The organism is Janthinobacterium sp. GW821-FHT03A03, assembly GCF_059421435.1.
In genome coordinates, this window is the sequence record NZ_JBWKUZ010000019.1 from 67862 (window position 1) to 86830 (window position 18969).

18 protein-coding genes are annotated in these 18969 nt (G+C 65.2%); 14 read left to right on the forward strand and 4 right to left on the reverse strand.

What is annotated here, in order from left to right:
• The first annotated feature begins 165 nt into the window (after positions 1 to 165).
• Positions 166 to 1107, forward strand: a complete 942-nt coding sequence (locus tag AC07VI_RS24235; protein WP_086144421.1) for a LysR family transcriptional regulator — start codon at positions 166 to 168, stop codon at positions 1105 to 1107.
• Positions 1108 to 1169: 62 nt separating this feature from the next.
• Here AC07VI_RS24235 and AC07VI_RS24240 read toward each other — a convergent pair whose 3' ends face one another.
• The 4 genes from AC07VI_RS24240 to AC07VI_RS24255 form a co-directional block, all read right to left on the reverse strand.
• On the reverse strand, positions 1170 to 2435 hold the full coding sequence (locus AC07VI_RS24240) for a DUF6445 family protein (protein ID WP_086144422.1): 1266 nt from the start codon (positions 2433 to 2435) through the stop codon (positions 1170 to 1172).
• Positions 2436 to 2481: 46 nt separating this feature from the next.
• On the reverse strand, positions 2482 to 3213 hold the full coding sequence (locus tag AC07VI_RS24245) for a hypothetical protein (RefSeq protein WP_086144423.1): 732 nt from the start codon (positions 3211 to 3213) through the stop codon (positions 2482 to 2484).
• Between the two features lie 35 nt (positions 3214 to 3248).
• Positions 3249 to 4073 (reverse strand): hypothetical protein, encoded by an 825-nt coding sequence (locus AC07VI_RS24250; RefSeq protein WP_099374852.1) that lies wholly within the window; start codon positions 4071 to 4073, stop codon positions 3249 to 3251.
• Between the two features lie 85 nt (positions 4074 to 4158).
• The gene (locus AC07VI_RS24255) at positions 4159 to 5535 is read right to left on the reverse strand and encodes a caspase family protein (RefSeq protein ID WP_492992128.1); all 1377 of its coding nucleotides are present in this window, start codon (positions 5533 to 5535) and stop codon (positions 4159 to 4161) included.
• 188 nt (positions 5536 to 5723) lie between these two features.
• Between AC07VI_RS24255 and AC07VI_RS24260 the strand changes: the two genes are divergently transcribed.
• From AC07VI_RS24260 to AC07VI_RS24320, 13 genes are all read left to right on the forward strand, one after another.
• Complete coding sequence (locus AC07VI_RS24260; protein WP_099419487.1) at positions 5724 to 6488, forward strand: hypothetical protein; 765 nt, start codon at positions 5724 to 5726, stop codon at positions 6486 to 6488.
• The gene (locus AC07VI_RS24265; protein ID WP_492992130.1) at positions 6485 to 7507 is read left to right on the forward strand and encodes a hypothetical protein; all 1023 of its coding nucleotides are present in this window, start codon (positions 6485 to 6487) and stop codon (positions 7505 to 7507) included. Before AC07VI_RS24260 ends, AC07VI_RS24265 begins: the two co-directional genes overlap by 4 nt.
• A 28-nt stretch (positions 7508 to 7535) precedes the next feature.
• Positions 7536 to 8399, forward strand: coding sequence for a hypothetical protein (locus AC07VI_RS24270; RefSeq protein WP_099374855.1), 864 nt, complete (start codon positions 7536 to 7538; stop codon positions 8397 to 8399).
• Position 8400: 1 nt separating this feature from the next.
• On the forward strand, positions 8401 to 10041 hold the full coding sequence (locus tag AC07VI_RS24275; protein WP_492992132.1) for a hypothetical protein: 1641 nt from the start codon (positions 8401 to 8403) through the stop codon (positions 10039 to 10041).
• A complete protein-coding gene (locus tag AC07VI_RS24280; protein ID WP_086147856.1) occupies positions 10016 to 10924 on the forward strand; it encodes a glycerophosphodiester phosphodiesterase in 909 nt (302 codons plus the stop codon). Before AC07VI_RS24275 ends, AC07VI_RS24280 begins: the two co-directional genes overlap by 26 nt.
• Positions 10925 to 10952: 28 nt before the next feature.
• The gene (locus AC07VI_RS24285) at positions 10953 to 11540 is read left to right on the forward strand and encodes a hypothetical protein (RefSeq protein WP_099420945.1); all 588 of its coding nucleotides are present in this window, start codon (positions 10953 to 10955) and stop codon (positions 11538 to 11540) included.
• A gap of 149 nt (positions 11541 to 11689) precedes the next feature.
• Positions 11690 to 12715: a LacI family DNA-binding transcriptional regulator gene (locus AC07VI_RS24290; protein WP_492992135.1), complete on the forward strand. Its 1026-nt coding sequence runs from the start codon at positions 11690 to 11692 to the stop codon at positions 12713 to 12715.
• Entirely contained in the window at positions 12715 to 14202 is a 1488-nt protein-coding gene (locus tag AC07VI_RS24295) for a sugar ABC transporter ATP-binding protein (protein WP_086147859.1), read from the forward strand. The genes AC07VI_RS24290 and AC07VI_RS24295 overlap by 1 nt, the downstream gene beginning before the upstream one ends.
• Positions 14183 to 15202 (forward strand): ABC transporter permease, encoded by a 1020-nt coding sequence (locus tag AC07VI_RS24300; protein WP_086147860.1) that lies wholly within the window; start codon positions 14183 to 14185, stop codon positions 15200 to 15202. Before AC07VI_RS24295 ends, AC07VI_RS24300 begins: the two co-directional genes overlap by 20 nt.
• 61 nt (positions 15203 to 15263) lie before the next feature.
• Positions 15264 to 16232, forward strand: a complete 969-nt coding sequence (locus tag AC07VI_RS24305) for a substrate-binding domain-containing protein (protein ID WP_086147861.1) — start codon at positions 15264 to 15266, stop codon at positions 16230 to 16232.
• Between the two features lie 111 nt (positions 16233 to 16343).
• A complete protein-coding gene (locus tag AC07VI_RS24310) occupies positions 16344 to 17408 on the forward strand; it encodes a sugar phosphate isomerase/epimerase family protein (RefSeq protein WP_492992138.1) in 1065 nt (354 codons plus the stop codon).
• Positions 17409 to 17417: 9 nt separating this feature from the next.
• Entirely contained in the window at positions 17418 to 18569 is a 1152-nt protein-coding gene (locus AC07VI_RS24315; RefSeq protein ID WP_226936133.1) for a Gfo/Idh/MocA family protein, read from the forward strand.
• A 9-nt stretch (positions 18570 to 18578) separates the two neighbouring features.
• The gene (locus AC07VI_RS24320) at positions 18579 to 18875 is read left to right on the forward strand and encodes a 2Fe-2S iron-sulfur cluster-binding protein (protein ID WP_086147864.1); all 297 of its coding nucleotides are present in this window, start codon (positions 18579 to 18581) and stop codon (positions 18873 to 18875) included.
• Positions 18876 to 18969 lie beyond the last annotated feature (94 nt).

Consider the following 18969-nt stretch of genomic DNA (forward strand, 5'->3'; position numbering starts at 1 on the left):
ACCTCTGCACGGGCGATCCGGCCGTGTACATCGGCCCTGCACCCAAGTCCAGCGCAGCCCGCAAGGCATCGTGATCGCTGCTTGACGACAAAAAAAGGAGACACACCGATATCTATAACATCGGTATTGAGTTAAAACCGATATCGATCATGATATGATTTATTCATGGATACCCTCAACCCCAACTGGTTCTTGCGAGCCCGCCTGAAGACGCGGCAACTGCTGCTGCTGATCGCCCTGGACGAGCAGCGCAACATCCACCGCGCGGCGGAAGAATTGCACATGACACAGCCGGCCGCGTCCAAGCAAATCAAGGACCTGGAAGAGATGCTGGACGTGCGCCTGTTCGACCGCTTGCCGCGCGGCATGGAGCCGACCATCTACGGCGAGACGATGATACGCCACGCGCGCATGGCCCTGACGAGCCTGTCGCTGGCGCATGACGACATCGTCGCGCTCAAATCGGGCCTGACGGGCCAGGTGGAAGTGGGCGTCATCATGACGCCGGCCATGGCCTTGCTGCCGCGCGCGATCGCCCGCATCAAGCAGCAGGCGCCGCTGATGCGCATCGGCGTGCACCTCGAGCACAGCAATACGCTGATGGACATGCTGCAGCATGGAACCTTGGACTTCATGATCGGTCGCATCCTGGAAAAGGAAAGCAGCGCCGGCCTCATCTACGAGGAATTGACGGAAGAGCCGGCCAGCGCCGTGGCGCGCAATGGCCACCCGCTGCTGTCGCGCAAGAATTTGCAGTTAAGGGATTTGGCGGGCCAGCCGTGGATCCTGCCGCCGCAAGGCAGCATCCTGCGCCACCGTTTCGACATGATGTTCCGCCGCGCCAGCCTGGAGCCGCCCGTCGACGTGGTCGACACCACCGCCTTGCTGCTGATCACCTCATTGCTGCAGCAGACGGACTCGCTGCACGTGATGCCGACGGAAGTGGCCCATTACTATGAATCGCTGAACGTGCTGAGCATTTTGCCCATCGAGCTGCCGTGCAAGATGGATGCCTTCGGCATCATCCGCCAGCAGGATCATCTGTTGTCGCCGGGGGCGGATATGCTGCTCAAAGCTGTGCGGGCGACCGCCGCGGACATGTATTAAACCCAACGGCAAATGCTGGGGTCGTACCCTCAGGGTACGACCCCGGATCCTGCTTTTGGGGTTCAATCGGGCACTTCAAAGAAAAACAGCTGAACCAGGCGGCCATTCTCCGGCGTGTCGCCAAACACATTGCTGATCGAGTGAAAGTAGTGCCCCTTGTATACGATCAACCGGTTGTGGCGCATCGGCACTTCCAGCAGCGCTTGCCAACTGTCGCGCTGTTCCTGTAAGTCGTTGAATTTCTGCACTTTACTGTTCGGCAGCCAGCGTTTCTGGAAATCCTTGAAGCTGGCATAGCCGCCCGCCTTCACGTCCGCCTCGGGCAATCGCCGGTACCAGCCGCTGGGCTGGTGGCGCCAGAATGTGGTGCCGCCCTGGCATTGCCCCGGCGGGTTCAGGTACAGCACGCCCGCATAGAAATTGAAATTGTTGCCTGTCTCGTTGTCCACGTGGATATCCGTGCGCGCCGTCGCGTCCGCATAGCTGAGGCGGCAGGAGCCGTTGTCGGGAGAAATAAAACGGATGGGGCGGCCCAGCGCCGTGGCGATGCGCTCCATGATGGCCTGGCAGGGCTGGCCTTCCGTCTGGCTGCCCGGATAGTTCTGCCCCGCATAGCGCTGCTGTTCAAACGGCAGCGCCAGCGCCTGGGCGCGCCAGGCGGCCGGGTCGGGCAGGAAGTCGTCGATGATGTGCAAATCCGCTTCACGGATAAAGTCGTGCAAGCCAGCCGGCACATTGAGCGTCGTCAAGGTTTCGGCGTGTTCCGCTTGCGGACTGGCAAAGCCGATGCGGCAGCGCTGCGCCAGCGCCGGGTGCAGCGCCAGGCCCTGGGCATAGCGGGCCGAGGCCAGTTCCTGCTGTCCCGTGCGGTAATACAGTTCGGCCAGGCCCTGCAGGTTTTGCCAGCGCTGGGGGCGCAGGGCGTGGGCCCGTTCCAGTTCCGCGATGGCTTCCGGCAGGCGCTGACTGGCCAGCAGCAATTCCGAATGGACGATGGCGAAATCGTGCTCGTGCGGCGCCAGCCGCGCCGCCGTGGCATAGCTGGCCAGCGCCGCCTCGCTGTCCGTGCCGCGCAGCACGTTGCCGAGGTTGTAGTGGAACAGAGGGTTCTCCGGCTGTTGCCTGAGCGACAGCTTTAACAGGCCCAGGCCGAGAGCGCCCTGGCCCAGCTCCAGCATCGCCAGGCCCTGGAAATGCTGGGCTTCGGCCAGGGCCGGATCTTGCTTGTAAGCCGCCTGGTAGGCGTTGATCGCCTCGATCAGCCTGCCTTGCTGCTGCAGTTGCCGGCCCTTGGCCAGCTGTTGTTCCGCCAGTGTCTGTTCGCCCATGTCACTATCCCGATGCAATGTGGCGAACAGTGTAACCGAGCTCGTTCTACAGCGCCTGGCTGACAGGAATTTCCTGCCCGTTCAGCTTGATCGCCACCTTGACGATCTGCGCCTTGACCTGGTTGCTGGCCATGTCCGCTTCCTGGGCGTAGGCGTACACGATGATGGCGAAATCCTTGTAGCCGCTGCGGGCCGCCTCGATCTTGCGCGCCGCCTCCTGGTCCACTTTCAGCAGCGAGTAGCCGTCGCCGTTGGTAAATGCCAGCTTGTAGTCGCCGTTGTCGTACATGTAGTAATACGTGCCCGCTTCGGCGAACTTGGCGGGGAAGGCGGCCTTGTCCATCGCGTACGGCGACAGCGCGCCCTGGCCGTTGATCTGGTAGCGCAAATAGCGTTTCATCCTGGCTTCATTGACCTTGGCGTCGATCTGCGGTTTCAGCGCGTCGAGCACTTCCTGCTTGCGGAAGGCGTCGTTGCTGCCCGCATATTCGCGCGAGATGCGCTGCGCCACGGCCGCATAGTCGGGCGGCACGCCGGACAGGGCGATGTAGCTGTACATCAACTGGTTGCCGCTCGTAATGTCGACATAGCTGGCGCTTGGGGTGGCCGGGTCCGCCTGCGGCAGGCTGGCGGCCGCCGCTTTTACCTGGGCCTTGGCGGCCATGTCGGCCACGCTGGTGGCGGGCGCCGACGCCGCCGGCGCTGCATTCTCGGAGGGCTTGCCGCAGGCGGACAGCAGGATGGCGATGGCGAGCAGGGCGGGGAGGGTACGGTGCATGATATTTCCTTTAGTGAATGTGTAAAAGAGGTGACTTAGCCGATGGTTTTACGTTGGTATTCGCCGACGCCGTAAGCGGCCAGGACGATGGAAGCGGCCAGCACCAGGTAAAAGCCGATGCCGAATGACAGTCCCTGCCACACTTGCCCCAGCATTTCACTGGCCATCTGTTCGGCCATGCGGGCCGCGCGGCTGCCCATGATGCCGCCCATGGCGTTGCCCGCGTCGCTGACGGCGCCCTTGATCTTGATCAACAACAAGCTGCTGTGGACGATGATGAACAGCAGGGGCGCGCACTTGCCCAGCGCCGCTTTCGGGTGGCTGCTGGCCATGGTGGCGCAGCAGCCGGCAATCGCCAGCAGGAAGAACAATTGCGCCGAGGTAAAACCGCTGGCGCCGTCGCGGGCAAAGCTTTCCAGGCTGTCCGCGGACAGGCCCAGCAGTTGCCAATAGGTGCGCGAGACGGAGGCGAACAAACGGATGCCGATGGCGTTGAAGATGAAGGCGCCGGCGAGCAGCACGCCAAGCGCCCCCAGCACGGGGATGCCCAGCGCCGAGACGGCCCGGCCCCACAGCTGCTGGCTTTTTTCGCGCGCCAGTTTCGCCGCGCCGGCCATGTCTTCCTGCGCCAGTTGCTGTGCGGGAATGGCCGTGACGGTGGCGAGGCTGCCGGCGTCGTCGAAGCGCACGTCGACGACGGCATTGATGGCGGGCGCCGTGTCCGAGCGCCAGTGCGTGCTCACGTCGAATGGATGTTGCGTGCCTGCCACGCTGACGCAACCTTGTCCGCTTGCTTGGTAGGCGAGGATGCGGCCCCGTTGGCCGGTGGTAATGGTTGCTGCCGGGCTGGATGTGTGCATAAGATTTCCCTGGTCACTGTCATGCTGTATTGCATGTACCCACGGATAACGGGGGCAGTTCAGGGAAATCCAAAATTATTTCAAACTATTTTTTCGGCGGCTGCAAAACGTCCTTGGCGGCGCCCTGGTAATCCTTCATCAAGCCCATGAAGGCATCCTGCAGATGGCGTGCCGCATCCTGCGGCGGTGCGCCCGTGCGCCGCGCCAGGTCGAATTTATAGGCATGGGCGGGGCTGTAGCCGGCCTGCGAGGCGGCGTCCAGCAGCACGCCCGCCCGTTTCAATGCCGCCGGATCGCCCTTGACCATCAGCAATTCGGCCAGGTAGGTCTGGGCGATAGGAAAGTCTTTCGCGGCCGCTTTTTCCAGCCACTGCATGCCCGCCTTCGGCTGTTTGATGCCCGCATCGCCGCCGCCGATGCCATAGCCGAGCGCCGTCAGCGCCACCAGGTCGCCGCCCCGCGCGCGCTTTTCCAGCTGCTGGCGGGGAAACGGCCGCGCCGCGATCTGCATGCGGATTTCATAGTTGATGTCTTGCAGTACATTGCCTGGCCAGACCTTGGCGCCGGAGGTCACCGGCTTTTCCGCCGCCGGCACGGGTGCGCGCACGCCGCCCTGGCCTGGCGCGCCGGCCAGCACGCCGGGGGCGGGCGGGCTGACGCCCTTGCCGCTGCCCATGTTCAGCACCAGGCGGGCCGACGTTTCGCCGAACGACACGCGCGGCTTTTGCACGTCGTGCGTCATGGCGGCGACCCTGGCCGCCACTTGCGAGAAGACGTCGCTCATGGGCAAGCCCGGCGCGTCGAGCGCGTCGAGCAGGGCGCTCGTGTACGGGCTGTTGCGCGAATCGGGCGACCAGAAATCGTGCGCCAGGGCGCCCGGTCCCGCCGAATAGGCGATCACCACGCCGCGCGGCGCTTGCGTGTCGGCAAAGCCGTGGCTGGCCGCATTGCCGCCGCCAGGGACCATCACGGCGCCGCCGCGCGTATATTCCTGGCGGCAAGCATCGAGGATCAGCACGGCGCCGCGCGCGCCCGTGCGCTGCAGGTCGCCCGCCAGGCTGGACACGGACACGCCCTGCGCGGCGATGGCGGCGGCACTGAGCGCAAGCATGTTCGCGCCCAGCGGCAACACATAATTGGCTTCGCCCGCCTGCGCGCCGTGGCCCGCGTAAAACACCAGGGCGATATCGGCGCCGCGCGCCTGCGTGGAAAACTCGGCCGACGCCCTTTGCAGCTGTTGCGCATTGATGTCCGTGCGCAGCAGTACTTCAAAACCGAGGCGGCGCAGGCGCTCGGCCATGGCGCGCGCGTCGTTCACGGGATTCAATAGCGGCTGCGGATAGGCCGCGTTGCCGATCACCAGGGCGATGCGCTTGCCGGGAGCCGCTGGCACGGCGGCGTGCGCGACGTTGCTGAGCAGTAAAAAGAACAGGCTGAAAAACAGGGGAATCAGGCGGCGCATCGGTGTCTCAGGGGATTGTCGTTGAAGTAACAAAAGTTAGCGATTTCCAGTTTGATATGAGAAAATTGCCTAAATGCATTTTACCTTACTGACAAGTTTCTCTTGTCTGGCCAGCGCATTGCTTGTTTGCCGGTGCGCAGTAGCGCCGGCCAGTGGCGCGTGGCGCCCAACACACGATCGGACCGGCTTTGCAATCGGAACAATTTGAACGCATTCATGACTTCTGGACGCGCCGCCAGCGGCTGTCGCAAGGCGAACTGGGCGAGTTTTACCAGCGCGTCATCGCCGCGCTGACGCCATGCCGCCCGCGCGAGGCGGCCTCGCTCGGCGACTCGCTGGCCGACTTGCGCCACCAGTTCTTCATCGAAAAAGTCCTGCATGGCGACAGCGACGCCGCGCCCCACCACGTCGGCGCCTTGTACCTGTACTTCAAGCGCTTCATCATCGACCAGCTGCGCAAGCAGCGCGATGACGAGGACGCCGATGCGCAGGAAGGTTGCGAGCTGCAGGCGCCCGACGCGTATGCCGCGCCGCTGCGCGACTACCAGTTGACTCCGGCATCGGTGCGCGAGGCGGCCGACGTGTTTATTACCACCTTGCCCCGCGACTTGATCTTGCTGCTGCGCCACTGCGGCTGCGGCGGCATGCCCGTCAGGGAACTGGCCGAGCAGATCGCTTCCGCGCATTACCACGGCGGCAAGCTGGGCCTCGTGCACCGGCAGAAGGGCGAATCCGCCAGCGCGGGACGGCAGATCGTCGAGCCGGCCCACCGCGCCACCCTGCTGGGCAGCTGGGTCTTGACCCTGCTCAAGCTGCGCGTCGGCGATGCGCTGACCGCGCGCGACATGCAGGCGGCGCAAATAGTTTTGGATATTCTGTGCGTGGCCGCGTTATCCCTGCACCTGGACCCCGTGTCCGCCTCCCCGAACCCTGATGAAAGGCCACCGGCATGACTGCATTGACGCCCACACTGGCCATCGTTGCCGCCCGTTTGCCGTCGCCGCCGCCTTCCATCGAAGTGCTGGACGCGGATGTGGCGGGCACTACACCCGACTGGCGCGGCATTGCCGTGCCGGAGCACTTGATGGAGCGCTTTGCGCGCCGCAGCGACGCCGCGCCCCTGGCCGCGCGGCCCATCGCCGGCGGACAGATCCACCTGCTGGCGCCTTGCCCCGGCTTTGGCGCCGTACTGCTCGATGCCTGGGACAGCGCGCAACAGCGCTGGCGCGGCTGGCTCGTCACGCCGGATGCGTCGTATGCGGACGCCTGCGGCCTCGTGGTCGAGGAGCGCGACGCGCCCGCCGACCCGCGCGCGGGCCTGGTGCTGTGCGACATGCCCGTCACCGTGGCCGTGACGGACCTGGGCGCCTGCCTGGGCGTGTTCAGCCAGGAGCGCCTGCAGGCGGCGCGCTGGCTGGAAACGCATGGCCGCGCCAATGGGGCCGCCGCGGCGCCCGGCGTGATCGCCCGCGTGGCCTTGCCCGGCGACGATTACGGCTTGACGGGCACGCCCCTGTCGAGCGAGCTGGGCAAGGATGCCCGCGTGGTCTACCGGCAATTGCTGCGCCAGGGGCTGCAGCAGTTGCAGATCGCTCCGGCCGATGCCGCCGCGCCACAGATGACGCCAATCAAGCCCGCCAATGCCAGCCGCTGGCTGAAGATCGTCACGGCCGTGGCCGCCAGCGTGATGGTGGTGCAATCGGCGTGGCTGTTCCTGCCGAAAGATCAGGCTGTCGTCGGCAATGCGGAATTCCGCAACGGCGGCAGCGGCGTCGAGACGGGCGTGCGCTTCCGCGTGCTGTTCCGCGCCGAGGCCAGGGAAGCGGAGATCCGCGCGTGGCTGCAGCGCGAGCAGCTGGAAATCGTCGCCGGACCAGACACCCTGGGCGCTTTTACCTTGCTGTCGCGCAACCGCCAGAAAGTCTTGCCGCCGCCGGGCCCGGGCAATCCGCTCGCCGTGATCAATCCCTGAATTCAAAAATAAGAGAAAGTTATAAAGCATGACAACGTATAAGAATTTCGCATACGCGCACTGGCGCACACTGGCCCTGGGCCTGGCCGCCGGCGTCCTGTTGACGGGCTGCGCCATGACGCCGAACGGCCGTGGCGGCGTGATGGTGGGCCTCGATACGGCCGAGCTGTTCGGCACGCCGCTTTCCACCTTCCGCCTGCGCGACGGCACGGAAGGCACCTTGCGCAAGGATCCGCAAGGCAAGTATTCGATCAAGCTGTCGCAGGCGTTTCGCGTCGTGCCGCTGGCCAACGCCGTCACGGCCCGCGTGGCGAGGGTGGAAAACGTGGGCGAGCGCACCGTGGTGATCGTGGAAACGCAGGAGCGCAACTGCGCCTACCGCTATGAAGTGCTGGCCTTCCAGGGCACGGACGTGCTGCAGTGGACGGTGGGCAATTGCAACGACCGTCCCCGCGTGGAGCTGGCGGCAGATGGCAAATCGCTCAATATCGACTTTCCCAATTACAACCGCCTGTCGCGCATGATCTACACGGATAACCGCCTGCTCAACGCCAGCGTGCCCGTGCCGCTGGGCGTCGATACGCGCGCCCAGCCGTTTGCCGACGACGCCTTGCGCGCCACCGGCCCCGCCATTGCCACCGTGCCTGGGGGCAGCGGCGACAGCGGCCGCGTGATCCCGGCCCCGCCGGCAAGCGCTCCGGTGCCTGCCGCCGCGCCGAAAGCGGGCAGCCGCGCCGGCGCCAGGCCGCGCCGCCAGGACGCCCCGGCCAGGGCGGCGGCACCCGCCGCCGCCAGCCAGCCCGCGCCGCGCGGCGCGGCGGCTGCCCCGGCCGCGCCGATGATCTTCCATGCCGAAGAGATCAAGCCCGTCGTCATCGATCTGAGGAAATAAGATGGCCGCGAGTCTGCGCAGTCTGCAAATCCGGCAGACCTTGATCCTGATCGTCCTGACGATCATTTATTTGTGCTGCGAGCTGGGCTTCAATGCCCGTTTGCTCGACGTGGTGGGCGGCGACGTCAAGCCGCACGACGTGGAAGGCGTGGAATTTTATGGCCGCAGCCTGTCGGGCATCGCCGCCGCGCTGGTGGTGCTGCAGCTGATGTGGCGCCGCCGCCTGAAGAACAATGGCAGCGGCCCCGGCTGGAAAAAGATCGTCTTTTGCTGCGTCGCCACGGCCGCGGTCGTGTTCGGCATTCTGAAGACGACGGTCACGGTGCTGGTCGAAACGCGCGATGCGCAATTTCGCCGCCTGGCCTTCAATACCACCCTGATGCAGCGCTCGCTGGTGGGCGGCAGCCTGCAATTGCAGGGCCTGGTCGATGATCCCACCCTGTTTGCCAAGCCCGAAGGCAAGGCCTTCCTCGCCCTGTTTCCGTTCCTGGCCGTGTCGGTGGGCCACCTCGACGAGCGCATGGAGCCGGCCAAGGAGCAGTTGATCAACTTTAATGTCCGCAAGATCGCCGGCGGCGCGGCCGGCTACTACGACAAGTATCAGCAGGCGATCGGCGAAGTGCATGACAAGTGGAAATTGTATTCGGGTATCATTCCCGACGACGATGCGGGCTTGCGCCAGCAGCAGGAATCGGCCTGGAACGATTATCGGCAAAGCCTGTCGCGCCACGGCTGGCAGCCGCATTCCGTGCCGGCGCGGCGCAAGGCAGCCGTGGTCAACAATGTGCGCAAGAAGGTGCCCGTGTCGGCCAACTGGCATCCGGCCGATCAATTGAGTTTCCGCGCCGCCGTCAAGCGCCGCTATGCGTCGGAAGCGGCCGGCAAGGGCTTGACGATCAAGGGCGACCGCATTCCGCCCGGCTTGTCTTTCCCCGCCTTCGTGGCGCGCCCCGGCATCCAGGCCGTGCTGCGGGACGGGCCGGACGGCGGCGACGGCAGCGAAGCGGGCAAGGGCTTGCGCTTGCCCAAGGGCGCCGTGGTGCAGGCGGCGTATGCGAGTCCGGCCGAGTTCAGCCGCCTGTTCGACCAGTTCGCCGCGCGCCAGACGGCGGAAAAGCTGGTGGAGTACCGCGCCAGCCGCAGCGACTTCGAAGTGCATGGCAGGTATTATGCGGAGGGCAAGGAAGCGGCGCGCGCCGCCATCGTGCCGCCCGTGGCCCTGTTTTTCTCGCTGCTGGGCGCCATCGGCCACTTTTCGAAACTGCTGTACCTGATCGCCACCGTGGGCTTGCTGGTGCTGGCGGCGCGCCGGGGCGAGCAGGCGGGCGCCGATGGCCAGCTGAGCCGCCGTTCCGCCTGGATCGCCACGGGCGTGCTGGCCGGCGCCTTCCTGGGCACCTGGGGCATCTTCAGCCTGTCGGACAACAATGTCACGAAGAGCGAGCTGTTCCGCCAGATGCTGGACTGGAACCGCCAGGCGGCCGACGACAGCACGCGCTGGCAAATCGCCGGCAAGGGCTTGCTGGCCAATATCACGCACGTCGTGGCGGTGGGGCAGGGCTACAGCTACCCCGTCAACGAAGCGATCCGCATCAATGTTTTGCAGGGACTCGAATATGGTTATCACCCGCAACAAAAATAAGGCGGCCGCGCTGGCCTTGCTGCTGTGCATGGCCAGCACAGCCGTGCAGGCCGACTGCCTGGGCATGAAGGTGCACGCCCACCGTGGCGCCGGCAATGCGCCGGAAAACTCGCTGAGCGCGCTGCGCAACACGTATTTCGGCACCTGGGACGGCGTCGAGACGGATTTGCAACTGCTGGGCGACGGCAACTGGGTCGTGCACCACGATCTGTTGACGGGCAGGGTGGTCGACACGGGCGCGCCCCGCACCGTGAAACAATTGACGGCCGACGACTGGCGCGCGGCCAGCATGAAGAACCGGGGCGTGCCCACGCCGGAAACGCCGCCCTTTGTGAGCGACATCGCCGACCTGGCCACCGCTTTCCCGGCCAAGACCCTGAATGCGGAAATCAAGGATGTCATGCCTTCGTGCGCACCGATCGCCACCCTGGTGGCGCAGTTGCGCGGCATCAAGCACGGCAACTGGTTCTTGACGTCGGGCGTGCCGAACAACCTCGCTTGCGCGCGCCGCGCCGACCCGCAAGGCTACCTGGGCCTGCTCGTGTTTGACGCGCGCAATGCGCAGGCGGCCGGCGCCAACCGGGTCAGCCGCTACATTGCGAAAAACGCCCGTCCGCCCAGGCTGGACAAGCCGTGGCTGCAGCGCGTGCAGCAGCAGATCGGCATGCCCGTCGGCGTGCACGTCGATGCGCGCAGCCTGGACGCCAATCCGAATCTGCTGGCCGATGCGGCCGGCATGAACATGCCCGTCTTCGTCTACGCCGTCGATGGCGACTCGGCCCTGGCCGCGTCCTTGCTGCGCGCCCAGCAGCGCAGCCACCGCCTGCCCAGCGGCGTCATTCTTGACGGCAATCCCGAAACGTTTTGCGCGATGATGAAATAATCACTTTGATCGACCGGGAGACCCTGCCATGACACTGCCACAGACCGACCCTGCCGCCGCTCTTGCCCGTAGCGCCATCGGCGCCATGTTCTTTTCCCTGTTCGGCGGCCTGTGGGTGGCCGCCTGGTGCGTGCAGACGTATGGCGCCCAGCCTTTGCGTCTGCTGCCGGTGGCCGCCGTCACCGTCCTGCTGTTCATGCTGGCGTGGCGCCAGTTCCGCCGCCACCGGGCCGCGCATGCGGCGGCGGAACAGACGCCGCAAGCGAAGCGCGCGGGCCGGCTGTTCAATATGGTGAACGCGGGGCAATGGATCGCCATCTTCATCGTCGGCAATGTCCTGAAAAACCTGGGGCTGCAGGCGTGGTTCATCCCCGCCGTGATCCTGATCGTGGGCCTGCATTTCTTTCCGCTGGCCTGGCTGTTCAAGGCACGCCGCCACGTGGCCATCGGCATGGCCCTGTGCGTGTGGGCCATCGGCTATCCGCTCACCGTGCGCCACGGCCCCATGCATCCCGTCGGCTGCCTCGGCGCCGGCCTGATCCTGTGGGTGGCGGCCCTGTCCGCCGTGCGCGCCGGTTTTGCCGTGCAGCAGAACACCTTGCAAGCGCAGAAATAGCTGCGTCAGACGGCCCGCACAGGGCCGTTTTTGTCTCCGTTAAGTCTCTTTTCCTGCCTGTTTTTTGCGCATCGCAGCATCGATAATGTTTGCATCGCGCGCCGTGCTGGCCTATAAATGTAATCGATTACATTTATGTGAAAAGCCCCATGCCGCCAGCCGTCCCGTTTTCCTTGCCGACAGAAACCGTCTCCATCAGCGCCGTCGCCGCGCATGCGGGCGTGTCGGTGGCCACCGTCTCGCGCGTGATGAACGAGCAGGCCGGCGTGCGGGCGCCCACGCGCGACAAGGTGCTGGCGTCCGTGGCCGCGCTCGGCTACCGCATGAACCACCTGGCGCGCAGCCTGCGCACGGCCGAGAGCCGCATGCTGCTGACCATGGTGCCCGACGTGGGCAACCCTTTCTATGCGCAGATCGTGCGCGGCATCGACACGGTGGCGCGCGAGCACGGCTACTTTGTATTGCTGTGCGACACGGGCGCCGATGCGGGCCGCGAGCGCTCCTACTTCGACCTGCTGCGCATGCACCGGGCCGACGGCGCCATCTGCCTGGACCCGGACACGGTGCAGCATGCGTTGTCGCATGAGTCCGCCAGCCTGCCGTGGGTGGCCTGCTGCGAATTCGACCCCGGCGTGGCCGTGCCCTATGTCGGCATCGATAACCACCGGGCCGCCACCGACGCCGTCGCGCACCTGCTGGCGCGCGGCCACACGCGCATCGGCCTGATCAACTCCGACGAGCGCTATCTGTACGCGCGGCAACGCCAGCAAGGCTATCTGGACACCCTGGCGGCGGCCGGCCTGCCCGTGCGGCCGCAGTGGGTGCACACGGTGCAAAGCCTCGATTACGAGGCGGGCACGGCCGCCACCCTGCGCATGATGGCGCAGCCCGATGCGCCGACGGCCATCTTTGCCGTGTCCGACACCCTGGCCATCGGCGTCTTGAGCGCGCTGCGCCAGCTGAACCTGCGCGTGCCCGAGGACGTGGCCGTCATCGGCTTCGACGATATCGCCATCGCCGCGCAGATGGCCCCCGGTTTGACCACCATCGCGCAGCCGATGCGCGAGCTGGGCGAGACGGCGGCCCGCCTGCTGCTGCAGCGCTTGGCGGACCCGGCAGCCAGCGTGCCGGGCGTGCTGCTGCAGCACCGCTTAATTCTGCGAGGGAGTGCATAGTGAGCGTTGCCGTCGGTTTCGAGGGGGTGTGCAAGGATTTCGGCCCCGTGCGCGTCTTGCATGGCGTCAGTTTTACCCTGGCGCCCGGGCGCGTGTATGGCTTGCTGGGCGAAAACGGCGCCGGCAAGTCGACCCTGATGAAAATCCTCGCCGGCTACGAGGGCGTGAGCGAAGGGCAGCTGCTGATCGATGGCCAGCCCCGGCGCTTCGCCAGCTCGCGCGCGGCGGAGGCCGCCGGCATCGTGCTGATCCACCAGGAATTCAACCTGGCCGAGCACCTGACGGTGGCGCAAAACATGTTTTTAGGACACGAAAAGACGCGCGGCTGGCTGTTGGACGAGGCCGCCATGCGCGAGGAAGCGTCGCGCTATTTGAAACAGGTGGGGCTGGACGTGTCGCCCGACACCAAAATACGCGACCTCATCGTTGCCGAAAAACAGCTGGTGGAAATCGCCAAGGCCTTGTCGCGCCGCGCCCGCTTTTTGATCATGGACGAGCCGACGGCCACCCTGACGTCGTCGGAAACCCAGCGGCTGTTCGCCGTCATGGCGCAGCTCAAAAGCGATGGCGTGACCATTTTGTATATCTCGCACAAGCTCGATGAAGTGGAGCGCAACACGGACGAGGTCATCGTCATGCGCGACGGGCGTTTCGTCACGCGCGAGCCGACGGCCAGCCTCACGCGCCAGCAGATGGCGAACCTGATGGTGGGGCGCGAATTGTCCGACATGTTCCCGGCGAAAGTGGCGCTGGCGGCCGATGCGCCCGTGGTCTTGAGCGTCGACGGCTTGTGCGTGCCCGGCTGGTCGACAAACCTGTCGTTCGAGGTGCGTGCCGGCGAAGTGCTGGGCTTTGCGGGCCTGGTGGGCGCGGGGCGCACGGAATCGTTTGAAGCGCTGCTGGGCTTGCGCCCGCGCAGCGCGGGCTTGATCGAGATCAATGGCCAAGAGGTCGATATCCGCACGCCCAGGCAAGCCATGCAGCATGGCCTGACGTATCTGAGCGAAGACCGCAAGGGAAAGGGCTTGCATGTGAACCTGGGCTTGCGCGAAAACCTCACGATGATGACGATGGAGCGCTATGCGCGGCCCTGGCTCGACGTCAACGCCGAGAAGCAGGCACTGGCCAGGGCCGTCGGGGATTTCAATATCCGCACGGGCGACCTGGACAGCCGCGCGCGCATGTTGTCTGGCGGCAACCAGCAAAAGCTGGCGCTGGCGAAATACCTGCATTCGGACCCCCGCGTCGTCGTGCTCGATGAACCGAGCCGTGGCGTGGACGTGGGCGCCAAGCGCGACATTTACTTCTTGATCCACCGCCTGGCCGCCGAAGGGCGCGCCGTGATCGTGATTTCATCGGAACTGATCGAATTGATCGGCCTGTGCCACCGGGTCGCCGTGATGCGCGCCGGCACCTTGCAAGCCACCCTGTCCGCCGACCACCTGACCGAAGAGGAGTTGATTGCCCATGCAACCGGCACGCACTGACACCACCGTATCCCCGATGGCCACCGCCGTTGCCCGCTTCGGCGCGCGCATCAAGGGCTTGGGCCCCGTGCTGGGCTTGTTATCTCTGTGCATCGCGGGCACCTTGCTCAACGGCGACTTCGCCACCGTGGACAACCTGATGAACGTGCTCACGCGCACGGCGTTCATCGGCATCATCGCCGTGGGCATGACCTTCGTCATCATTTCCGGCGGCATCGACCTGTCGGTCGGCTCCATGGCGGCCCTGATCGCCGGCTGCATGATTTATTTCATGAATGCGCTGGCGCAAGGCGCGGGCGGCAACCTGGCGCCGATCACCATGCTGGTGCTGGGCATCGCCATGGCGCTGGTGCTGGGAGCTGGTTTCGGCCTGATGCACGGTTTATTAATCAGCAAGGGCAATATCGAACCGTTCATCGTCACCCTGGGAACGCTCGGCATCTTTCGCGCCGTGCTCACGTATCTGGCCGACGGCGGCGCGCTGACCCTGGATGCCACCCTGTCCGAGCTGTACAGCCCCGTCTACTACACGAGCGTGCTGGGCGCGCCGATCCCGATCTGGATCTTTCTGTTCGTCGCGGCGGCTGGCGCCGTCATCCTGAACCGCACGACCTTTGGCCGCCACGTGCAGGCGATTGGTTCCAACGAGCAAGTGGCGCGCTATGCGGCCATCAATGTCGACAGAGTGAAAATTGCCACCTACATGCTGCTGGGCATCTGCGTGGGCATCGCCACGGTGCTGTACGTGCCGCGCCTGGGCTCGGCCACGCCGACCACGGGCTTGCTGTGGGAACTCGAAGCCATCGCCGCCGTCGTCGTCGGCGGCACTGCCCTGAAGGGGGGAGAAGGGCGCATCGTCGGCACCGTGATCGGCGCCATCCTGCTCTCCGTGATCAGCAATATCCTGAATTTGACCAGCATCATCAGCGTCTACCTGAATGCCGCAGTGCAAGGCGTGGTGATCATCGCCGTCGCCTTCCTGCAGCGAGGCCGCAAATAAAACCACAGCGGCGTTCTGAAAGGGCGGCCACCGGGCGCCCACAACCTTGGAGGAGAGCAGCATGAAGAGCTTTATACGGGTAGCAGGGATGGCGGTGCTGGTGCTGCAGGCGTGGGCGCTGCCGGTGGGACCGGCGCAAGCGGCTGACAAGCTCGTCGTCGGCGTGGCCATTCCCACGGCCACGCACAGTTTCACGTCGGGCATCGTGTGGTGGGCCAACCAGGCCAAGGCGGAGCTGGAAAAAGCCCATCCGGGCGTGAAAATCATCGTCAAGACGGCCGCCACGGCGCCCGAGCAGGCGAACCAGCTGCAGGACATGTTGACGGTGAACAAGATCAACACCCTGGTGATCTTCCCCATCGAATCGGCCTCGCTGACGCAGCCCGTGGCACAAGTAAAAAGCAAGGGCGTGTACGTGACGGTGGTGGACCGTGGCTTGACGAACACGCAGTCGCAGGATGCGTACATCGCCGGCGACAACACGGCCTTCGGCAAGCTGCCGGCCGAATACCTGGCGAAAAGCCTGAATGGCAAGGGCAATATCGTCGTGCTGCGCGGCATGCCGACCACGCTCGATAACGAGCGCTACGACGCGTTTTCCGCCGTGATGAAGGGCCATCCCGAGATCAAGGTGCTCGACGCCAAGTACGGCAACTGGAACCGCGACGACGCCTTCAAGGTCATGCAGGATTATTTGACGCGCTTCAAGCACATCGACGCCGTCTGGGCCGCCGATGACGACATGGCCATCGGCGTGCAAAAAGCCATCGCGCAAGCCAAGCGCACGGATATCAAGCAGGTGTTCGGCGGCGCGGGCGCCAAGGGGGCGGTGAAAAAGATCATGGACGGTTCCGACCCGCTGATCGTGGCCGACGTGTCGTACTCGCCCAAGTTCATGTACGACGCCATCAAGCTGACGACGGAAGCGCGCCTGAAAGGTGATAAATTGCCGGCCAACACGATCATCCCCTCGGTGCTGATCACGCGCGAGAACGCCAGGCAGTTCTACTTTCCGAACTCGCCTTTTTAATCACACCCCAAGACCAGGGCTGGGGTCGTACCTGAAGGGGGAATGCGTCCCAATGGGACGTATTCCGATCCCGCAGGGACCGACCTTCCAATTTGATTTTAAGGAATTTCCATGAAAACCATCCAGGGCCCGGCCATTTTCCTGGCCCAGTTTCTCGGCGACGAGCCGCCGTTCGACTCGCTCGGGCACCTGGCGCAATGGGCGGCCGGCCTGGGCTACAAGGGCTTGCAGCTGCCCACGGCACCGCGCCTGTTTGACCTGCAACAAGCGGCTGCAAGCCAGCAGTACTGCGACGACGTGAAAGCCCTGCTGGCGCGCCACGGCTTGCAGGTGACGGAATTGTCGACGCATTTGCAGGGCCAACTGATCGCCGTGCATCCGGCCTACGACGCGCTGTTCGACGGCTTTGCGCCAGAACAGGTGCGCGGTGATCCTGCCGCCCGCACGGCGTGGGCCACGCAGCAGCTGCTGTGGGCGGCCACCGCCTCGCAGCGCCTGGGATTGCAGGCGCACGTGACGTTTTCCGGCGCGCTGGCCTGGCCGTATCTGTACCCGTGGCCGCAGCGCCCGGCCGGATTGGTGGAAACGGCGTTCGCCGAACTGGCGAAACGCTGGCTGCCCATCCTCGACGCGTTCGATGCGGCCGGCGTGGACCTCTGCTATGAATTGCATCCGGGCGAGGACTTGCACGACGGCGTGACGTTCGAGCGCTTCCTGGCCGCCGTCCACGACCATCCGCGCGCGTCCATCTTGTACGACCCCAGCCACTTCGTGCTGCAGCAGCTCGATTACCTCGCGTTTATTGACATTTATCATGCGCGCATCAAGGCTTTTCACGTCAAAGATGCGGAATTCCGGCCCAGCGGGCGCCAGGGCGTGTATGGCGGCTATGGCGACTGGCAGGACCGGGCCGGGCGCTTCCGCTCGCTCGGTGACGGGCAGATCGATTTCAAGGCGATTTTTTCGAAGCTGGCGCAGTACGACTTCCCCGGCTGGGCCGTGCTGGAGTGGGAATGCTGTTTGAAACACCCGGAGGACGGGGCGGCCGAAGGCGCGCGTTTCATCCGTGACCACATCATCCGCGTGGCCGAACATGCGTTCGACGATTTCGCGGGCAGTGCTGTTGACCAAGATCAAATCCATCACTTGCTTGGCCTAGGCCCGGCCAGGGACTAGGAGACTGACATGCAGCGACGTTTACGGCTGGGCATGGTAGGGGGCGGGCAGGGCGCATTCATCGGCGCCGTGCACCGCATCGCGGCGCGCATCGACGACCAGTACGAACTGGTGGCGGGCGCCCTGTCGTCCGACCCGCAGCGGGCGCGCGACAGCGGCGCCGCGCTGCACCTGGCGCCGGAGCGTTGCTACAGCGATTACCGCGCCATGGCGCAGGCGGAAAGCCAGCGTCCGGACGGCATCGAGGCGGTGGCCATCGTCACGCCGAATCATTTACATGCGCCCGTCGCCACGGCGTTCCTGGAAGCGGGCATCCACGTGATCTGCGACAAGCCGCTGGGCATCTCGCTGGCGGAGGGGCAGGCCTTGGCGGCGCTGGCGCAACGCAAAAATTTGCTGTTTGCGCTCACGCATACCTACAGCGGTTATCCGCTGCTGCGCCATGCGAAGGCGATGGTCGAGGCGGGCGACATCGGCGAGCTGCGCCTCGTGCAAGTGGAGTATTCGCAGGACTGGCTGGCCGATGCGATACACGCGGGTGGCATGAGCGAAGGCAACTGGCATAACGACCCGCTGAAAGCTGGCCCGGGCGGTACCCTGCTCGACGTGGGCTTGCACGCGTATCACCTGGCGCAGTTCGTCAGCGGACTCACGCCGCACGCCGTGCTGGCCGAATTGTCCACCTTTGTTCCGCACCGCACCCTGGACGACCATGTGCAGGTGATGCTGCGCTACGCGAATGGGGCGAAAGGGACGCTGTGGGCCAGCCAGGTGGCGACCGGTTGCGAAAACACGGTGCGATTGCGCCTGTTCGGCAGCAAGGCGCAGCTGGACTTTGACCAGGAACAACCGAATGCACTGTGGGTGACGCCGCAGGGCGGCAACCGCCAGTTGCTGCGTCCGGGCCGGGTCGACAGCGCCGCCGCGCGCCACGCCACGCGCGTGCCGGCTGGCCATCCGGAAGGGTATCTGGAAGCGTTCGCCCAGCTGTACCTGGATGCGGCCTGGCACATGCGGGCCTTGCAGGCGGGCTTGCCCGTGCCCAAGGAAGCCAGCTGGCTGCCCACCGTCCATGATGGCGTGGCGGGCCTGGCCTTTGCGCAAGCCGTGCTGCGCAGCCATGCGCAGGGCGGCAGTTGGAGCGCCCTGGCGGACTGTTAAACTGGGCGCATGAGCGCGCCCCTGACCACCTTTATCATCACCATCGTCCCGCAAGGCTGGCAATTCCCGGCCGGGGCGGGCACCACCATCGTGGCCGCCGCCGAGCTGGCCGGCATCCGCCTGCTCAGCTCCTGCCGCAACGGCACTTGCCGCACGTGCATCTGCCACATGCCTGAAGGAAAGATCCGCTACACGGTGGACTGGCCCGGCATCAGCCCCGATGAACGGCTCGACGGCTATATCCTGCCCTGCGTGGCCGTGGCGGAAAGCGATCTCACCTTGCAGGCACGCGCCGTGCGCCCATAGATCGTTGCCGTGATTATGTGTTAGATTTTTGCAATATTTCCCATGCTATAACACTCAGTCCCGGTTTCCAGCACACCTCCATTGGGGAGGAAAT

Bases quoted from the DNA above. Each gene is read 5' to 3' on its own strand.
- AC07VI_RS24235 (WP_086144421.1), top strand. From the start codon at position 166: ATGGATACCCTCAACCCCAACTGGTTCTTGCGAGCCCGCCTGAAGACG.
- AC07VI_RS24240 (WP_086144422.1), bottom strand. From the start codon at position 2,435: ATGGGCGAACAGACACTGGCGGAACAACAGCTGGCCAAGGGCCGGCAA.
- AC07VI_RS24245 (WP_086144423.1), bottom strand. From the start codon at position 3,213: ATGCACCGTACCCTCCCCGCCCTGCTCGCCATCGCCATCCTGCTGTCC.
- AC07VI_RS24250 (WP_099374852.1), bottom strand. From the start codon at position 4,073: ATGCACACATCCAGCCCGGCAGCAACCATTACCACCGGCCAACGGGGC.
- AC07VI_RS24255 (WP_492992128.1), bottom strand. From the start codon at position 5,535: ATGCGCCGCCTGATTCCCCTGTTTTTCAGCCTGTTCTTTTTACTGCTC.
- AC07VI_RS24265 (WP_492992130.1), top strand. From the start codon at position 6,485: ATGACTGCATTGACGCCCACACTGGCCATCGTTGCCGCCCGTTTGCCG.
- AC07VI_RS24270 (WP_099374855.1), top strand. From the start codon at position 7,536: ATGACAACGTATAAGAATTTCGCATACGCGCACTGGCGCACACTGGCC.
- AC07VI_RS24275 (WP_492992132.1), top strand. From the start codon at position 8,401: ATGGCCGCGAGTCTGCGCAGTCTGCAAATCCGGCAGACCTTGATCCTG.
- AC07VI_RS24280 (WP_086147856.1), top strand. From the start codon at position 10,016: ATGGTTATCACCCGCAACAAAAATAAGGCGGCCGCGCTGGCCTTGCTG.
- AC07VI_RS24285 (WP_099420945.1), top strand. From the start codon at position 10,953: ATGACACTGCCACAGACCGACCCTGCCGCCGCTCTTGCCCGTAGCGCC.
- AC07VI_RS24290 (WP_492992135.1), top strand. From the start codon at position 11,690: ATGCCGCCAGCCGTCCCGTTTTCCTTGCCGACAGAAACCGTCTCCATC.
- AC07VI_RS24300 (WP_086147860.1), top strand. From the start codon at position 14,183: ATGCAACCGGCACGCACTGACACCACCGTATCCCCGATGGCCACCGCC.
- AC07VI_RS24305 (WP_086147861.1), top strand. From the start codon at position 15,264: ATGAAGAGCTTTATACGGGTAGCAGGGATGGCGGTGCTGGTGCTGCAG.
- AC07VI_RS24310 (WP_492992138.1), top strand. From the start codon at position 16,344: ATGAAAACCATCCAGGGCCCGGCCATTTTCCTGGCCCAGTTTCTCGGC.
- AC07VI_RS24315 (WP_226936133.1), top strand. From the start codon at position 17,418: ATGCAGCGACGTTTACGGCTGGGCATGGTAGGGGGCGGGCAGGGCGCA.
- AC07VI_RS24320 (WP_086147864.1), top strand. From the start codon at position 18,579: ATGAGCGCGCCCCTGACCACCTTTATCATCACCATCGTCCCGCAAGGC.